Below are 16,359 nucleotides of genomic sequence, written 5' to 3'. Positions count from 1 at the left end.
ACGGCAGACGGCCTTGGCTTCCTCGATCTGCAGCAGCGCAGGACCGGTGTTGCCGATGGGGAAGAAGAGCTCGGGGTCTTCCTCGCGGCAAACGGCGTTGTGACGCCAGTCCATGGCTGCTACCTCTCCTTGGTATTACATGCACGTTGCTTGTGAATGTGAACGCTTTCACGAATCCCTCAACAAGTGAAGGGCCGACCGCCAGGTTCCCTGGCAGGGGTCCTGTGAGTTGAAGGGGGATTCAGGTGATCAGTGGACGCCGGTGTTGCGGGCTGTCCCGACCGCCACGTAGAGCCTCGCAAACCTCAGCGACGGATACAACCCCTTCCGGAAAGTTTTTTTTGATTCCTCGGTGTCGACTGGGTCACAGCCGTACTTCCATGGGGTGGATCCTGGCCTAAACGTTCGAGTGAAAGGACTTTAGCCCGTTCCGCTCACACAATCACACGCAGTGCGCGGCGTACGCCTGTGAACGTCACGCTCGTACGCAGTCCTAGGTGGTCGCCGTCCATCTGGAGGGGGAGGGGGACCTTCGAATGCAAGGTGAACTGGTCCAGATCGTGCAGGGACACCGCATGCTTGCCATGGGGTCCGTGCTCGGGGGACGAAGTGAGCAACTGTGTGCCATACCGGGCAGCCGCGGCGGTCGACAGCCGACTGAGACCGAGGACGTCGATGCCCTTATCGAACGAGGCCTTAGGTGACGTGTACATCGGGCGATTGCCGAGATACGTCCAGGGCGCGGTGTTGCAGACTATCGCCACGACAAGATCGTTGATCGGGTCGGCGCCGGCCCGCTCCAGTGTGATCGTCCCGTGCCGGCGGTGCTGCTCGCCGAGGAATTGCCGGACGACCTGACGAACGTACAGCGCGTGCGTGGATTTCTTACCGAGTTCGCGCTGCTGCTCGACCCGGCCTACGACACCCGCGTCGAAGCCGAGTCCCGCGTTGAAGGTGAACCAGCGGGCCGGGACCGCCTCGTCCTCGGTGCCGGGCGTGCCGGCGGTCAGGCCGAGGCCGACGAACCGCCGGCGTTTCTCGCGCAGTGCGTCCAGCAGGTCGCCGGTGGCCTCGACCGGGTCGTTCGGCAGGCCGAGGGCGCGGGCGAAGACGTTGGTGGAGCCGCCGGGGACCACGGCGAGACCGGGCAGCCGGTCCGGGTCGGGTCCGTTGTGAAGGAGGCCGTTGACCACTTCGTTGACCGTGCCGTCGCCGCCGAGCGCCACGACGAGGTCGATGTCGTCGCTCTCCGCCGCGAGCCGCGCCAGGTCGCGGGCGTGGCCGCGGTACTCGGTGGTGACCGCCTCCAGCTTCACTTCGCTCGCGAGCGCGTGGATGAGGACGTCGCGCCTACGTGCGCTTGTGGTGGTAGCCGCCGGATTGACCACGAGAAGTGCACGCATGGATTGCAGCGTACCTACTGGAAAGTACCGATCCCAGACCGAGTTAGGGATCCGGTAAGAGATGGGGGCGTGAGCCTCGACACTTACGTGTGTCAGCCGAGGGCTACCCTTCTGGGGTGAGTGAAGCACCTACGGCTGAGAAGACCGACGGAATCGAGGAGTCCCGTCCGCGGCGGCTGACGTACGCTGCCGCGCTGGTCGGGCTGGAAGGGCTCGCCCTGCTGGCCGGCGGGGTGTGGCTGGCCGTGCTCGGGTTCGCCGGGGATCCGGACGACCGGGGGCAGGCGATCACCGGGGGTGTCACCGTGATCGTGCTGGCGCTGTTGCCGCTGATCGCCGCGCGCGGGCTGCTGCGGCGGAAGAGCTGGAGCCGGGGGCCGGCGGTGATCACGCAGATCATGGCGTTGCCGGTGGCGTACAACCTGCTGCAGGCCGACAGTGTGGCGATTCCGGCGGGGATCGTTCTCGCCGTGGTGGCGGTGGCTTCGCTGGTGCTGCTGGTGAACTCCGCTACCACCCAGGCCCTTGGGATCAAGGGGCCCGGGCGTAGTAGCTGATCCGCGGGTGGGTGGGGGCTGAGTGCGAAGTTCCTCCCCCAGTCTTCGGCCGGGGTACCCCCAGCGCCCCTTCGGGGGCGCTTTACTCTTCGACGAGCAGCTTCTCCCGCAGCTGGGCCAGGGTCCTCGCCAGCAGCCGTGAGACGTGCATCTGGCTGATGCCGACCTCCTGGGCGATCTGGGACTGGGTCATGTTGCCGAAGAAGCGGAGGAGAAGGATCCGCTTCTCGCGGGGCGGGAGGTCTTCCAGGAGGGGCTTGAGGGACTCGCGGTACTCGACGCCCTCCAGGGCCTCGTCCTCCGCGCCGAGCGTGTCGGCGACCGCGGGCGACTCGTCGTCGGTGTCGGGGACGTCCAGGGACAGCGTGGAGTAGGCGTTGGCCGACTCCAGGCCCTCCAGGACCTCCTCCTCCGAGATCGCGAGCTTCTCGGCGAGTTCGTGCACCGTGGGGGAGCGGCCGTGCTGCTGGGACAGCTCCGCCGTGGCGGTGGTGAGCGCGAGACGCAGCTCCTGGAGGCGGCGCGGGACGCGGACGGCCCAGCCCTTGTCGCGGAAGTGGCGCTTGATCTCGCCGACCACGGTCGGGGTGGCGTAGGTCGAGAACTCCACGCCCCGGTCCGGGTCGAACCGGTCGACCGACTTGATCAGGCCGATGGTGGCGACCTGGGTGAGGTCGTCCAGCGGCTCGCCGCGGTTGCGGAAGCGGCGCGCGAGGTGCTCCACGAGCGGCAGATGCATCCGGACCAGCCGATTGCGCAGCTCCGCGTACTCGGCGCTGCCCTCCTTGAGCCCGCGCAGCTCGACGAACAGGGCGCGCGCGCCGCTGCGGTCCTGAGGTGTGTGCTGGGTCGCCTGCACTACCTCCGCGGCCAGCGCCTCGTCTTCGGCGTATCGCTCGTGCTCGCTCATCGTCCCGCCCGTCGCCCTTCCGCGAGCCTTCGCCCCGGCTCGGTGCGGGGCCGCGACCCCGTTCCGCCCTTCCGGGGGCGCGCTCTGCGCGGCACCCTCCAGACCGGCCTGCGCGGAGGGGTCCTCCGGGTGCGGCCTTGCCTGTTCCGGGATGCCGTCGATGCCGTCAGCCATGCGGCGGGAGCCAGCCCCGGGGCCTTCGCCCCCGGCCGGCAGCTCCCGTGTGCCGCGCTCTTCGTCCCGCACCGGCCCGTCCCCGTTCCTCACGCCGGCCCGGGTCCCGCGCCGCGCTGTTTGTAGAGGCTGATCGACACGGTCTTGTCCTCGTCGACGGCCGACGAGACCTTGCCGGCCAGGGCCGAGAGCACGGTCCAGGCGAAAGTGTCGCGCGAGGGGGCGTGACCGTCCGTGGTCGGAGCGGAGACCGTGACCTCCAGCGAGTCGTCGACGAGGCGGAAGACACAGCTGAGCACCGAGCCGGGAACGGCCTGCTGGAGCAGGATCGCGCAGGCCTCGTCGACCGCGATGCGCAGATCCTCGATCTCGTCCAGGGTGAAGTCCAAGCGGGCGGCGAGACCGGCCGTGGCCGTGCGCAGCACCGACAGGTAGGCACCCGCAGCCGGCAGCCGGACTTCCACGAAGTCCTGGGTCGCGGGCTCGCCTGCGATCTGGGACACCCTCACCTCCATGGTGGTACAAGCTTGTCGGGGCCGAGGGTCGCCCCCCGGGGTAACGCACTACGTGGTTCTGCGGTGACGCTACCGCGCTCCGAACTTTTCTGTCCCCGGGACCCCAACCCCCTGGCGTCACTCACAGTAAACCTGCGGATACGCTCCGTGTCTAGAGGTCTGTCTCGCCCAATTGGGAAGAGCGCGCGCCGGGTTGACGTACCCCGACGTCGGACCGTCGAACCGTCGCCGCTGTCGTCTTCAGCGGCCGTAGTGCAGTGTCACACGAGGACGTGGTCGACGAAGCACCAGCGCCAGTCCTCGCCGGGCTCGTACGTCCGCATTATCGGGTGACCGGACGCTTCGTGGTGGCTGGTCGCATGTCTTCCGGGCGACGAGTCGCAGCAGGCGACGTGGCCACAGGTCAGACAGAGCCGCAGCTGCACCGGGTGCCAGCCCTTGGCGAGACACTCCGGGCAGGTCTCGTTCTTCGGCTCGGGTTCCGGATGCGGCAGCGCGTCGCGGTGCGTGCACTGTTTCATGATTGCCAGATTACGACGGGTGTGCGGGTGGCCGCGCGAAAAAAGAGGGTGGGCGAGGACCATGGACGTGATGCCACTGCTGTTGCTGGTGGCAGGGAGCGCCGCGATCGCGGCGGCGGCCCGGCGCACACCGGTGCCGGCGCCCCTGCTCCTGGTGGCCGTCGGACTCGTGGTGTCGTACATCCCCGGCATTCCCGACTACACCCTCGACCCCGAGGTGGTCCTGCCGCTGCTGCTGCCCCCGCTCCTCTACACCTCGGCGTCCGACAGCTCCTACCTCGACCTGCGGGCCCAGCTGCGGCCGGTCGCGCTGCTCTCGGTGGGATACGTGCTCTTCGCGACGGTCGTGGTGGGCTGGGCGGTCTACCTGCTCGTGCCGGGCATGCCGCTGACGGCCGCGCTCGTGCTGGGCGCGGTGGTGGCTCCGCCGGACGCGGTGGCGGCGACGGCGGTCGCGCGCCGGGTCGGGCTGCCCTCCCGGATCACGACGATCCTCCAGGGCGAGTCGCTGCTGAACGACGCCACCGCGATCACCGCCTACAAGGTCGCCCTCGCGGCGGCCGTCGGCGAGGGCGCCACCTGGGCCGGCGGCATCGAGGAGTTCCTGCTCGCGGCGGTGGGCGGAGTGGGCGTCGGCCTGATCCTGATGGCGCCCCTGCACTGGCTCCGCACCCATCTGAAGGAGCCGCTGATCCAGAACACCCTGTCCCTGCTCATCCCGTTCGTCGCCTACGGCATCGCCGAGCAGTTCCATGCCTCCGGCGTCCTCGCCGTCGTGGTGGTCGCCCTCTATCTCGGCCACCGCGCGTGGGAGGTCGACTTCGCCACCCGGCTCCAGGAGGGGGCGGTGTGGAAGATGGTCGCGTTCATCCTGGAGTCCGCGGTGTTCGCCCTGATCGGCCTGCAACTGCCGATCGTCCTGCGGGGGCTCGGGCAGTACAAGGGCGCGGAGGCCGCCTGGTACGCCGTCGCCGTCTTCCTGGTGGTCGTCGCGGCCCGGTTCGCCTGGGTCTACCCGGCGGCCTTCCTGCCCCGGATTTTCTCCGCGCGGATCCGCGAGCGGGAGCCGAACCCCACCTGGAAGGGCGCGATGGTCACCGCGTGGGCAGGGATGCGCGGGGTGGTCTCCCTGGCCATCGCCTTCTCCATCCCGATCACCGTCCACGGCGGCGGCGCCTTCCCGCACCGCAACCTGATCCTGTTCCTGACGTTCACCACGGTGATCGGCACGCTGGTCGTGCAGGGCCTGACCCTGCCCCCGCTGATCCGCCGGCTGAGCTTTCCCGGCCGCGACCCGCAGGCCGAGACCCTCGCCGAGGCGAACGCCCAGGCCCAGGCCTCCCGTGCGGCCGAGGCCCGCCTCGACGAACTCCTCTCGGACGACCGCAACGAACTCCCGCCCTCGCTCGCCGACCGCCTCCGCACGGTCCTGGAGCGCCGCCGCAACGCCGTCTGGGAACGCCTCGGCCAGACCAACCCGATCACCGGCGAGTCCGTCGACGACACCTACCGCCGCCTCTCCAGTGAGATGATCAGCGCCGAACGCGCGGTATTCGTCCGGCTCCGCGACCACCGCTACATCGACGACGAGATGCTACGCACCCTGCTGCGCCGGCTGGACCTGGAGGAGGCGGCGGCGTACCGGGAGGCCGAGTGACACCCGGGACGCGGGCCGGGGTCAGGCCGGCCGATCAGGCCGTCACCACCGCCGCCACGGTCACGTCCCGCCCCAGGTCGCCCTCCCGCGCCAGCTCGAGGAGCCCGTACAGCAACTTGGCGACATACAGCCGCTCCACCCGCACCCCGTGCCGCTCCTCGAAGTCCGCGGCGAAGGCGTCGAGTTCCGGTGTCGTACGCCCGTACCCGCCGAAGTGGAACCGCTCGTCGAGCGACCACCGGCCGCGCCGCCCCCCGAACGCCTCCGCCTGCAACCGCCCTATCTCGCCCGCCAGGAAGCCGCCCTTCAGCACCGGTATCCCCAGCGCCCGCTGCCCCGCCCCCAGTCCGGCGGCCAGCCCGGCCAGCGTGCCCCCGGTCCCGCAGGCGATCGCCACCACGTCGGCCCGCCCCCGCAGCTCCGCGCCGAGCGCGCGGCAACCGCGGACCGCGGCCGCGTTGCTGCCGCCCTCCGGCACCACACAGGCGTCCTCGGCCCCCGCCGCCCGCACCAGAGCGGCCAGCACCTCCGGCTCGGCCTTGCGCCGGTACGTCGGCCTGTCGACGAAGTGCAGCCGCATGCCGTCGGCCGCACACCGCGCCAGCGACGGATTCAGCGGCCGACCCGCCAGCTCCTCACCCCGCACCACGCCCACCGTCGGGAAGCCGAGGAGACGGCCCGCGGCGGCCGTCGCGCGCAGGTGGTTGGAGTACGCGCCGCCGAAGGTGAGGACGGGCCGGCCGGCCGCCGCCTCGATGTTCGGGACCAGCTTGCGCCACTTGTTGCCGATCAGCTCGGGATGGATCAGGTCGTCCCGCTTGAGGAGGAGACGGACGCCGTGCCGGGCGAAACGGTCGTCGGTCACCTCCTCAAGCGGGGAGGGGAGCCGGGGGGCGAGTATGTCGGCGCTGGTCACGTCGTCATTGTGGCCCGGGACACCGGTGCGGACTCACTTCAGCCGCTCCCCGACGCGGTCGCGCAGCCAGGACATCGAGAAGCCGCGCGGATCCACCTTTCCCGGCTGCCACTCCAGGTGACCGATCACCGACCGCTCCGACCAGCCGTGCCGCCGGCACACCGCCGCGGCCACCTTCTCGATCGCCCCCAGCTGGGCCTCGGGCCAGGGGTCCTCGCCGTCGCCCCGGTTCTCGCACTCGAAGCCGTAGAAGTGCCGGTTGCCGTCCGTGTCCGCCTCGTTGTCCGGGGGCAGCGCCTTCTCCGCGATCACCGCGCGCAGCACGTCGTCGTCGCCCAGCCCCGCGTGGTTGGTGCGGCCGTAGCCGACGAGATGGACCGTGCCGTCCTTGGTGATGACGCCGTGGCACAGCGGGCCGGGGAGGCCGGGGTGGCCGTCGCGGCAGATCCGGACCGTGGGTTCGGTGCCGTGGGTCACCGTGTGGTGGATTATCACGCCGTGGACGGGGCCCCAGGGGCCCTTGTGGTTCCGGTTGTGGTCCCTCCAGTCGCCGACCTCGACGACGGTGACGCCCTCGTCGCGCAACGCGTCGAGGAAAGCGTCCGCGGACATGGGTGGGGCCATGGCCGCCTCCTTCGCATCTGAACTACCCGGATCTTCCAGATCTTCTGGGCTTTCTACAGAAGTCGGGCTTACCGGACCAGTCCCGTTCGAACTTGTTCGCATTCCGTGCGAGCCAATCCGGACAAGTCGCCATATCGAGGAATGGGGGACGAGGCGATATGTCGGCATGCCCAGCAGTGCGATGATCTATTCCCGCTCTTTCGGGTAATGGTCCCGGCACGCTCCGTGATGACAGGGTGGCCCGTGAGACCGATGCGTGGGCAGTTCGGCGCCCACGCAGGTATGGGAGGGCATTTCCTTATGTCGGTAGGCGAAGAGGTCCGCACGGATCAGGGCAAGCCGCAGCAGTCCCTGGACACCGCGGCCGCGCGGAACCTGGCCACCACAACCAAGTCCGCGCCCCAGATGCAGGAGATCAGCTCCCGCTGGCTGCTGCGGACGCTGCCCTGGGTCGATGTCCAGGGCGGCACGTACCGGGTGAACCGACGGCTCACCTACACGGTCGGCGACGGCCGTATCACCTTCCTGAAGACCGGCGACCGGGTCGAGGTCATCCCCGCGGAGCTGGGCGAGCTGCCCATCCTGCGGTCGTACGACGACGAGGAGGTGCTGGCCGAGCTGGCCCAGCGCTGCCGGCAGCGCGACTTCGCCCCGGGCGACGTCATCGCCTCGTTCGGCAACGGGGCGGACGAGGTCCACCTGCTGGCCCACGGCCGCGTCGAGAAGGTCGGCACCGGCCCCTACGGCGACGACGCGGTGCTCGGCGTCCTCGGCGACGGCGCCTACTTCGGCGAGCAGGGCCTGATCGACCCGGACGCCATCTGGGAGTACACCGCCCGTGCGGACACGGCCTGCACCGTCCTGACCCTGTCCCGGCAGGACTTCGAGCAGGTCGCCGAGCGGGCCGACTCGCTGCGCGAGCACCTTCAGCAGCTGCGCGCGATCCCCGAGCAGCGCACCAACAAGTACGGCGAGAAGGAGGTCGCCCTCGCGGCCGGCCACAGCGGCGAGCCCGACATCCCGCACACCTTCGTCGACTACGAGGCCCGGCCGCGTGAGTACGAGCTGAGCATCGCCCAGACCGTGCTGCGCATCCACACCCGTGTGGCCGACCTCTACAACCAGCCGATGAACCAGACCGAGCACCAGTTGCGGCTCACCGTCGAGGCGTTGAAGGAGCGCCAGGAGCACGAGCTCATCAACAACCGGGAGTTCGGCCTGCTCAGCAACTGCCAGTACGACCAGCGGCTGCAGCCGCACGACGGCGTGCCCAGCCCCGACGACATGGACGAGCTGCTCAGCCGCCGGCGCGGCACCAAGCTCTTCCTCGCCCACCCCCGTGCCATCGCCGCCTTCGGCCGTGAGCTCAACAAGCGCGGACTGGTCCCGGAGACCGTCGAGATCGGCGGCAACCGCATCCCGACCTGGCGCGGAGTCCCGATCTACCCCTGCAACAAGATCCCGGTGACCGAGGCCCGGACCACCTCGATCATCGCCATGCGTACCGGAGAGGACAACCAGGGCGTCATCGGACTGCGGCAGTCCGGAATCCCCGACGAGATCGAGCCGAGCCTCTCGGTCCGCTTCATGGGCATCAACGAGCAGGCGATCATCAGTTACCTGGTCACGGCCTACTACTCGGCCGCCGTGCTGGTCCCGGACGCCCTCGGAGTGCTGGAGAACGTCGAGATCGGCCGCTGGAGGTGACGTTTCCGCACGTGGTGGCCGTGTCCCCGCCCTCCGGGGCGGGTACACCCTCGGGGTACGTGCCGAGCCGTGGCGGAGACGCCACCGTACGCGCACTCCACGAGGGGGAGGCCATGGCCGAGTTCGTGACGGAACGGCAGCAGCGTGCCGCGCAGCCGCCGCCGGGGCGGTCGGAGTCGCTCGACGGGTCCGAGGCGGCGGTGATACTGGAGCGGGTCCGGGCGTCCGTCGACCCCGAACTGCGCACCGCGGTGGCGTCGTTGCCCGGTGCGATGCGACGGATCGCGCGCTACCACTTCGGCTGGGAGCACGCGGACGGCACCCCGGCGGACGGCAACGCGGGCAAGGCCATCCGGCCCGCGCTGGTCCTCGCCGCCGCCGACGCGCTCGGCGGGCCGGCGGCCCGCGCGGCCGCCGTACGGGCCGCGGCCGCCGTGGAGCTGGTGCACAACTTCACCCTGCTGCACGACGACGTCATGGACCGGGACACCTCTCGCAGGCACCGGCCCACCGCCTGGACCGTGTTCGGCGACGCGGACGCCATCCTCGCCGGGGACGCCCTCCAGGCGCTGGCCTTCCGGCTGCTCGCCGGGGACCCGCACCCGGCGTCCGCGGCGGCCGCCGCCCGGCTCGCGGACTGCGTCCTCGAACTGTGCGCGGGACAACACGCGGACACGGCCCTGGAGGACCGGGCACCGGACGAGGTCACTCTCGACGAGGTGCTCGTCATGGCCGAGGCCAAGACAGGGGCGCTGCTCGGCTGCGCCTGCGCGCTGGGCGCGCTGTACGCGGGGGCGGGAGCCGCGGAGGTGGCGGCGCTCGACGGCTTCGGCCGCCAGGCCGGGCTGGCCTTCCAGCTGATCGACGACGTCATCGGGATATGGGGTGACCCCCGGCGCACCGGCAAGCCGGCCGGCGCGGACCTGGCGGCCCGCAAGAAGTCGCTGCCGGTCGTCGCGGCCCTCACCTCCGGCACCCCGGCCGCCGCCGGCCTCGCCGAGCTGTACGCCAAACCGCATGTGCGGGCGGACGCCGACGAGATCGCGCGGACCGCGCTGGCCGTGGAGGAGGCGGGCGGCCGGGACTGGGCGCAGTCCGAGGCGGCCGACCGGATGGCCCGGGCGATGCAGGAGCTCGCCCGCGCCGTGCCCGGCCCGGAGGCGGCCGGCGGCCTGCTCGCGCTCGCCGAGTTCGTGACCCGGCGCAGCAGGTGAAGACCCCGGAGCCCCCGGGACCGCGCGGCTCCTGACCCCGCACGGTTCTCCGGGGGCTCCGGCCCGACGGGTCCCGCACATCCCCACGGCGTGCGGGGCTCGCCGATTCCTGTGGCTTTCCTGCCGGGCGCGGCAACCGGGTCCGGCCTACGCTGGGGGCATGGACAGCCAGGACCAGGTCTGTCCCGTCTGCGGACAGCCCGTCGAGCGTGTGGTGGGCCGGCGCAAGACCCTGGGCGCCTGGGTTCCGGTCTGGGGACCCGGTCCCTGCCGTAATCCCCACTGCGGCGAGCACACCGGGCCGCCGGGCCCGCAGGAGTCGTCACCGCGCAGGCCCCCGCCGCCCGGGTCCGCGGGGCGGGGACCGTAGCGTGAGCCCATGACCGCACTCCCGAACATCCTGCACATCACCGAACGCTCCCTCTGGGAGGAGGCCCGCGCGCGGGGCCGCTACGAGCTGTCCACCCGCGGCCGCACCCTTCAGGAGGAGGGCTTCATCCACTGCTCCAGCCGCGACCAACTGCCGCGCGTGGCGGCCTTCCTGTACGGCTCCTACGAGGGCCCGGACGAACTGGTGGTGCTGGTGGTGGATCCGGCCCGGGTCGGCGCCCCGGTGAAGTGGGAGGCACCGGAGCCGGGCGGCGAGGAGTTCCCGCACGTGTACGGGCCGATACCGGTCGAGGCCGTGGTGGACGTGGAGCCCTGGGCCCCGCACGGAGCCTAGTTCCTGCCCCCTACGCCCGGTTCGGGAGGCCGCCGGTCTGCGGGTCGCGGCCGGTGAGGCAGTAGGCGCCGCCCGCCGGGTCGCGCATGACCGTCCAGTGGCGGCCGTCGGCCACGTGCACGGCGCCGAGTTCCTCGTGCCGGGCGCGGGTCGCCGGGATGTCCGCGCAGGCCAGGTCGAGGTGGGCGGCGGCGGGCTGCTCGTCGTCCAACTGCTGGAGCAGGATCCGCACCGGCAGCCCGGCCGGCTGCCTGAGCACCCGGAACTCCGGCAGCGCGCCGGTCAGCAGCTCCCAGCCGGTCAGCTGCGCCCAGAACGCGGTCTCCCTCTCGTACGCGGACGGCGGGATGTCCAGGCAGACCTGGTCGAGCCGGCTGCCCGCCACGACCGGCGGCCGTACCGACTCCCCGTGCCAGGGCACGGCGCACCACAACCGCCCGGCAGGCGAGCGCAGGACGGCCCACCCGTCGTGCTCGGCGACCGGCTCGGCGCCGAGTTCCCGGGCCCGCTTCACCAGGCCCGGCACGTCCTCGACGCAGAGGTCCAGGTGGGCTCCGCCCGGGCCCGACTCGACCCCCTGGAGCTTGACGCAGGCGTCGACGCCGGAGGACGGCAGCAGCGTCACGAACTCGTCGTTCTCGCCCCGGGGCGCGGAGAGGAAGGTGCCGGTGACGGCGGTCCAGAACGCCTGGGCGGTGGCGAGGTGCGCGGCGGGGCGGTCGACGAAGGCGTACGTCCAGCGGATGCTCATGCGGTGATCGTAGGTGCGCTAGTCGGCCGGCCGGCGCTCCGTGAAGCGCAGCAGGTTCCCCGCCGGGTCCCGGAACGCGCAGTCCCGCACGCCCCAGTGCTGGTCCATCGGCTCCTGGATCACGTCACCGCCGTACTCCCGCACCCGCTCGTACAGCGCGTCGCAGTCGGTGGTGGAGAAGATCACCCCGCGCAGCATGCCCTTGGCGAGCAGTTCGGCCATGGCCTGCCGGTCGGCGGGGGAGGCGTCCGGGTTGGCGCCCGGCGGCTCCAGCACGATCTCCACGCCCGGCTGCTGCGGGGACCCGACGGTCACCCACCGCATCCCCTCGAACTCCACGTCGTTGTGGACCTCCAGGCCGAGAACGTCCCGGTAGAAGGCCAGCGCCTTGTCGTGGTCGTCGACGGCGATGAAACACTGCGCGAGTTTTACGTCCATGAGGTCAGGCTAGGAGGAAACGCCCGTGGGCGCGTGCGGTCGGTCCCGCGCGGTCAGTACGGCCGACGGCGTGGCCGCGTGAAGGTACGGGCCACGCAGGACGGGATGACCGTGCTCTCCTCGTGGTCCCGCGCCCGGTACGCGCTCGGCGTCTCCCCGACCAGTTCGGTGAACCGCGAGCTGAAGGACCCCAGCGACGTACAGCCGACCGCCATGCACACCTCGGTGACCGTGAGGTCGCCCCGGCGCAGCAGCGCCTTGGCCCGCTCGACCCGCCGGGTCATGAGATAGCTGTACGGGGTCTCCCCGAAGGCCTTGCGGAAGCTGCGCTGGAAGTGGCCGGGGGACATGAGGGCGGTACGGGCGAGCTCGGCCATGTCGAGCGGCTCGGCGTACTCGCGGTCCATGCGGTCACGCGTCCGGCGCAGTCGCCTCAGGTCCTCCAGCGGGGTCACCCGCCCAGCATGGCATGCACATCGCACACACAGTGAGGGTTTGTTTTTGGACGCGCGTTTCCCTCTGGTTCTCGCGTAATTGGCCCGGGCTTGTTTGCATAAAGGAATGGACCACATCACGTTCCTCGTGGCGGTCGTGATCGTCACCGCTCTTGCGTTCGACTTCACCAACGGGTTTCACGACACGGCGAACGCGATGGCCACGTCCATCGCCACCGGTGCGCTCAAACCCAAGACAGCGGTCCTGATCAGCGGCGTACTGAACCTGGTCGGAGCCTTCCTCTCCACGGAGGTCGCCAAGACGATCTCCGGCGGCATCGTGAACGACGCCAAGGTGACCCCGGCGATGATCTTCGCCGGGCTGGTCGGGGCGATCCTGTGGAATCTGATGACCTGGCTGGTCGGACTGCCGTCCAGTTCCTCGCACGCCCTGTTCGGCGGCCTGATCGGAGCCGTGTGGGTCGGCGCGGGCTCGAGCGCGGTCAACTTCGACAAGGTCGTCGAGAAGATCATCATCCCGGCTTTCGCCTCGCCGGTGGTGGCGGGCGTCGCCGCGCTGATCGCGACGTACTGCGCCTACAAACTCACCGCCCGCGGCCGCGCGGACTCCGTGAGCAAGGGTTTCCGGCTCGGCCAGATCGGCTCGGCCTCGCTGGTCTCGCTCGCGCACGGCACCAACGACGCCCAGAAGACCATGGGCATCATCACCCTGACCCTGATCTCCGTCGGCGCGCTCCCGGGCGACGCCGGCCCGCCGGTCTGGGTGATCTTCACCGCCGGCCTCGCCATCGCCCTCGGCACCTACATCGGCGGCTGGCGGATCATCCGCACCATGGGCAAGGGCCTCACCGAGATCCAGTCCCCGCAGGGCTTCGCGGCGGAGACCGCCTCCACGGCCGTCATCCTGACCTCCGCCCACATGGGCTTCGCGCTCTCCACCACGCAGGTCGCCTCCGGGTCCATCCTCGGCGCGGGCGTCGGCCGGCGGCTCGCGGAGGTCCGCTGGGGCGTCGCCGGCCGGATGGTGGCCGCCTGGGTGATCACGCTGCCCTGTGCCGCGCTGGTCGGCGGCATCTCCGCGTACGCGGTCAAGCACGGCGGCAACTTCGGCACCGTCGTGGTCGCGCTGGTCGGCGCCGCGCTCGCGGCCGGCATCGTCGTGCTGTCGCGCCGCAACCCGATCGACGCGAAGAACGTCAACGACGGCCACGAGGTCGCCGTCCGCACCGCGCGCCCGGCCAACGTCGGCACCGCCGCCTGAGTGGGGGAGTTCCCATGAACATCGACTGGACCGCACTCGGCCAGGTCACCGCGGTGAGCATCGGAGTTACATTCGCAGTGGTGGTTGTCTTCGCTCTCGGCGTCCTCGGGCTCGCCCGCCACGAGGGGGCCAGGGAGCAGGGCGGCACCAGCGCCGTCGGCGTCGCCCAGGCAGGGCTGTGCTTCCTCGCCTGCGTGGCGGTGGTGGCGTACGGCATCTACCTGATCGTGCCGCAGTTCCACTGATCCCCGGACACCCACCAAGCCGCTGAGGAGGACTGGATGACGACGCCGGACCTGCTGTCCGACCTGGCCGACCTGAAGGTCGACTACAGCGACCCGGACGACCCCGTACTCATCCGCCCGGACGGATCCCCGATCGACACCTGGCGGGAGAACTACCCGTACGCGTCCCGCATGGAGCGCAAGGAGCACGAGTGGCACAAGCGGCTCCAGCAGATCGAGCTGCTGAAGCTGCAGACCTGGATCAAGGAGACGGGACGCCGGATAGTCATCGTCTTCGAGGGCCGGGACGCGGCCGGCAAGGGCGGCACCATCAAGCGCTTCACGGAGCACCTGAACCCCCGTGGCGCGCGCGTGGTGGCCCTGGAGAAGCCCACGGAGCGCGAGAGCGGTCAGTGGTACTTCCAGCGCTACGTCGAGCACCTGCCGACCGCCGGTGAGATCGTGATGTTCGACCGTTCCTGGTACAACCGGGCCGGTGTCGAGCGGGTCATGGGCTTCTGCACGGACGACCAGTACCGGCGCTTCATGCGCCAGGCCCCGCTCTTCGAGCGGATGCTGGTGGACGACGGGGTGGACCTGGTGAAGTTCTGGTTCTCGGTCTCGCAGGGCGAGCAGCGGACCCGCTTCACCATCCGCCAGGTCGACCCGGTACGGCAGTGGAAGCTCAGCCCCATGGATCTGGCCTCGCTGGACCTCTGGGACAACTACACGGCCGCGAAGGTCGCGATGTTCCGCGAGACGGACACCGAGTACGCGCCCTGGACCGTGGTGAAGAGCAACGACAAGAAGCGGGCCCGCGTCGAGGCCATGCGCAGCGTGCTGGCCCGCTTCGACTACGCCGACAAGGACGAGGAGGTCGTCGGCAGCCCGGATCCGCGGATCGTGGGTGCGGCGGCCGGCCTGCTGGAGGCGGGCGAGGACGACCACGGCGGGCAGTAGCACCCGTCGCCGCCAGGGGCCGGTCGGACCTCCGACCGGCCCTTCCCCGTGCCCGGCCCCCAACTCCCGTGCTGGTCCGCCGACTTGGCGGAGAACCGGTCCGCCGGAGCCGGCCGGTCCCCGCCCATGACGGAGTTCGTGATCGGAATTGCGCTCGCGAACGACCATACGCGGTCGGTGCGACGCCGGGGAGCGGCGGCTTGACCGGATGGACATGGTCCGGCCGGTGACGGATGATCCCTTGCATGATCCGCGCCGCCACCGAGGACGACGTCCCCGAGATCCGTGCCATGATCCGTGAACTCGCCGCCTACGAACGGGCCGAGGAGCAGGCCCGGGCCACCGGGGAGCAGCTCCGCGAGGCGCTGTTCGGCCCCCACCCGGCGGCCTACGCGCTGGTCGCCGAGGACGAGACCACGCGTGGACTCGTGGGCTACGCGCTGTGGTTCCCACGCTTCTCGACCTGGACCGGAACCCGGGGCATGCACCTGGAGGACCTCTACGTACGCCCCGGCGCCCGCGGCGGCGGCCACGGCCGGGCCCTGCTCGCCGCCCTCGCCGCGCTCTGCCTGCGCAGCGGCTTCGAGCGCTTCGAGTGGTGGGTGCTGGCCTGGAACGAGCCGGCGATCGGCTTCTACCGGTCACTCGGCGCGGAGTTCCTGGACGAGTGGCGGATCTGCCGGCTGACCGGTGAGTCGCTCAAGGAGCTGGCCGCCGCCCCGTAGGCCCTCGTCGGCAGGAAAAAGACCGCACCCGGACCCTCCGGAACACCGTGAACGGCGGTCTGTCGGGCCGGGTGCGGTCGGATAAAGCCTTGGCAACCGGTGAGGGCGCGGGTCAGGCCTTCTTGGTCTCCTAGTAATGGGCCGGGTCGGTGACCTGCGGGGATGTTTCCTGTGGGGCGCTGACCTGGCCTTTTGGTGATTGGTGGCGATGGGGTGCGACGGTCTTGAGTGGGTGTCTTGCGGACTGTGCGCGGACTGGGGTGCCGGGCGGGACACACCCACAGGCGCCACAACATCCCTTGGTGCGTATGCAATTCTTATGGCCCTACGAATTCCGGGGGTGAGGGTGTTACACCATCGTGGGCTCATGGCCAGTGCTTCTGTCGTCGCGGGCGTGGTGGTAAGCGTCTGTGTGAACCTGATGACTGATCAGTGGAGCCTCTCGGTGATCGGTGCCACCGTGGCGTGCGCTCTCGTCTGGGCCGCCCTTGAGTTCGTGCGCTCACGCGACGAGGGTGCTGCCCAGCAGATCGCGGTGCGCGTGCGCGCCACGAATGGAGGGCGGATCGCCGACTCTCCAACCGATGTCGCGGCGGCCGCTTCCCGTGCCACTGTCGACAGGT

The 16,359-nt window shown here is 70.6% G+C and carries 21 protein-coding genes; 11 read left to right on the top strand and 10 right to left on the bottom strand.

Annotation, left to right across the window (positions count from 1 at the left end; genetic code table 11):
- Together JF597_RS03940 and JF597_RS03935 are read right to left on the bottom strand one after the other, a co-directional pair.
- Positions 1 to 114, bottom strand: a 114-nt coding sequence (locus JF597_RS03940; RefSeq protein WP_293988857.1) for a WhiB family transcriptional regulator, incomplete at its 3' end; no start/stop codon positions are given.
- Between the two features lie 320 nt (positions 115 to 434).
- Positions 435 to 1,403 (bottom strand): diacylglycerol kinase family protein, encoded by a 969-nt coding sequence (locus tag JF597_RS03935; protein WP_293988850.1) that lies wholly within the window; start codon positions 1,401 to 1,403, stop codon positions 435 to 437.
- Between the two features lie 116 nt (positions 1,404 to 1,519).
- On the opposite strand from JF597_RS03935, the gene JF597_RS03930 reads away from it, so the two are divergent.
- Positions 1,520 to 1,960 carry a hypothetical protein gene (locus JF597_RS03930; RefSeq protein WP_293988848.1) on the top strand — a complete coding sequence of 147 codons (441 nt, stop codon included), beginning with the start codon at positions 1,520 to 1,522 and terminating at the stop codon, positions 1,958 to 1,960.
- Between the two features lie 82 nt (positions 1,961 to 2,042).
- Here JF597_RS03930 and JF597_RS03925 read toward each other — a convergent pair whose 3' ends face one another.
- The 3 genes from JF597_RS03925 to JF597_RS03915 all read right to left on the bottom strand — a co-directional run bounded on the left by JF597_RS03925 (position 2,043) and on the right by JF597_RS03915 (position 4,080).
- Positions 2,043 to 3,137: an RNA polymerase sigma factor SigF gene (locus JF597_RS03925; RefSeq protein WP_293988845.1), complete on the bottom strand. Its 1,095-nt coding sequence runs from the start codon at positions 3,135 to 3,137 to the stop codon at positions 2,043 to 2,045.
- Positions 3,134 to 3,547, bottom strand: coding sequence for an anti-sigma regulatory factor (locus JF597_RS03920; RefSeq protein WP_004925829.1), 414 nt, complete (start codon positions 3,545 to 3,547; stop codon positions 3,134 to 3,136). The genes JF597_RS03925 and JF597_RS03920 overlap by 4 nt, the downstream gene beginning before the upstream one ends.
- A gap of 272 nt (positions 3,548 to 3,819) precedes the next feature.
- Positions 3,820 to 4,080 carry a UBP-type zinc finger domain-containing protein gene (locus JF597_RS03915; protein WP_293988753.1) on the bottom strand — a complete coding sequence of 87 codons (261 nt, stop codon included), beginning with the start codon at positions 4,078 to 4,080 and terminating at the stop codon, positions 3,820 to 3,822.
- A 61-nt stretch (positions 4,081 to 4,141) separates the two neighbouring features.
- Here JF597_RS03915 and JF597_RS03910 point away from each other — a divergent pair, with 61 nt between their 5' ends.
- Complete coding sequence (locus tag JF597_RS03910) at positions 4,142 to 5,737, top strand: Na+/H+ antiporter (RefSeq protein WP_293988750.1); 1,596 nt, start codon at positions 4,142 to 4,144, stop codon at positions 5,735 to 5,737.
- 34 nt (positions 5,738 to 5,771) lie between these two features.
- On the opposite strand, the gene JF597_RS03905 is transcribed toward JF597_RS03910, so the two are convergent.
- Together JF597_RS03905 and JF597_RS03900 are read right to left on the bottom strand one after the other, a co-directional pair.
- Positions 5,772 to 6,653 carry a pyridoxal-phosphate dependent enzyme gene (locus JF597_RS03905; RefSeq protein WP_293988747.1) on the bottom strand — a complete coding sequence of 294 codons (882 nt, stop codon included), beginning with the start codon at positions 6,651 to 6,653 and terminating at the stop codon, positions 5,772 to 5,774.
- Between the two features lie 33 nt (positions 6,654 to 6,686).
- Positions 6,687 to 7,277 carry an N-acetylmuramoyl-L-alanine amidase gene (locus JF597_RS03900; protein WP_293988744.1) on the bottom strand — a complete coding sequence of 197 codons (591 nt, stop codon included), beginning with the start codon at positions 7,275 to 7,277 and terminating at the stop codon, positions 6,687 to 6,689.
- 300 nt (positions 7,278 to 7,577) lie between these two features.
- On the opposite strand from JF597_RS03900, the gene JF597_RS03895 reads away from it, so the two are divergent.
- From JF597_RS03895 to JF597_RS03880, 4 genes are all read left to right on the top strand, one after another.
- Positions 7,578 to 8,984 (top strand): family 2B encapsulin nanocompartment shell protein, encoded by a 1,407-nt coding sequence (locus tag JF597_RS03895; RefSeq protein WP_293988742.1) that lies wholly within the window; start codon positions 7,578 to 7,580, stop codon positions 8,982 to 8,984.
- Between the two features lie 113 nt (positions 8,985 to 9,097).
- Positions 9,098 to 10,198, top strand: a complete 1,101-nt coding sequence (locus JF597_RS03890) for a family 2 encapsulin nanocompartment cargo protein polyprenyl transferase (RefSeq protein WP_293988740.1) — start codon at positions 9,098 to 9,100, stop codon at positions 10,196 to 10,198.
- Positions 10,199 to 10,358: 160 nt separating this feature from the next.
- Entirely contained in the window at positions 10,359 to 10,568 is a 210-nt protein-coding gene (locus JF597_RS03885; protein ID WP_293988738.1) for a hypothetical protein, read from the top strand.
- 9 nt (positions 10,569 to 10,577) lie between these two features.
- On the top strand, positions 10,578 to 10,922 hold the full coding sequence (locus JF597_RS03880; RefSeq protein ID WP_293988736.1) for a DUF952 domain-containing protein: 345 nt from the start codon (positions 10,578 to 10,580) through the stop codon (positions 10,920 to 10,922).
- Between the two features lie 10 nt (positions 10,923 to 10,932).
- Here the strand turns inward: JF597_RS03880 and JF597_RS03875 are convergent, their stop codons facing one another.
- From JF597_RS03875 to JF597_RS03865, 3 genes are read right to left on the bottom strand one after another with little or no spacing between them, the layout of a single operon-like run.
- Entirely contained in the window at positions 10,933 to 11,673 is a 741-nt protein-coding gene (locus JF597_RS03875; protein ID WP_293988734.1) for a VOC family protein, read from the bottom strand.
- Between the two features lie 18 nt (positions 11,674 to 11,691).
- Positions 11,692 to 12,111, bottom strand: coding sequence for a VOC family protein (locus tag JF597_RS03870; RefSeq protein ID WP_293988731.1), 420 nt, complete (start codon positions 12,109 to 12,111; stop codon positions 11,692 to 11,694).
- A 53-nt stretch (positions 12,112 to 12,164) separates the two neighbouring features.
- Positions 12,165 to 12,518, bottom strand: coding sequence for a helix-turn-helix transcriptional regulator (locus JF597_RS03865; RefSeq protein WP_093499149.1), 354 nt, complete (start codon positions 12,516 to 12,518; stop codon positions 12,165 to 12,167).
- 154 nt (positions 12,519 to 12,672) lie between these two features.
- Between JF597_RS03865 and JF597_RS03860 the strand changes: the two genes are divergently transcribed.
- The 5 genes from JF597_RS03860 to JF597_RS03840 all read left to right on the top strand — a co-directional run.
- Complete coding sequence (locus tag JF597_RS03860; RefSeq protein ID WP_293988728.1) at positions 12,673 to 13,827, top strand: inorganic phosphate transporter; 1,155 nt, start codon at positions 12,673 to 12,675, stop codon at positions 13,825 to 13,827.
- A gap of 14 nt (positions 13,828 to 13,841) precedes the next feature.
- Complete coding sequence (locus JF597_RS03855; protein WP_293988725.1) at positions 13,842 to 14,072, top strand: hypothetical protein; 231 nt, start codon at positions 13,842 to 13,844, stop codon at positions 14,070 to 14,072.
- 36 nt (positions 14,073 to 14,108) lie between these two features.
- On the top strand, positions 14,109 to 15,011 hold the full coding sequence (gene ppk2 / locus JF597_RS03850; protein WP_293988723.1) for a polyphosphate kinase 2: 903 nt from the start codon (positions 14,109 to 14,111) through the stop codon (positions 15,009 to 15,011).
- Positions 15,012 to 15,256: 245 nt separating this feature from the next.
- On the top strand, positions 15,257 to 15,736 hold the full coding sequence (locus JF597_RS03845; protein ID WP_293988720.1) for a GNAT family N-acetyltransferase: 480 nt from the start codon (positions 15,257 to 15,259) through the stop codon (positions 15,734 to 15,736).
- A gap of 367 nt (positions 15,737 to 16,103) precedes the next feature.
- A partial coding sequence (locus JF597_RS03840) for a hypothetical protein (protein WP_293988717.1) occupies positions 16,104 to 16,359 on the top strand: 256 nt, incomplete at its 3' end.

Origin of the sequence: Streptomyces sp., from assembly GCF_019510245.1 — a bacterium.
Taxonomy (GTDB): Bacteria; Actinomycetota; Actinomycetes; order Streptomycetales; family Streptomycetaceae; genus Streptomyces.
This window is presented reverse-complemented; position numbering and strand designations above follow the sequence as displayed.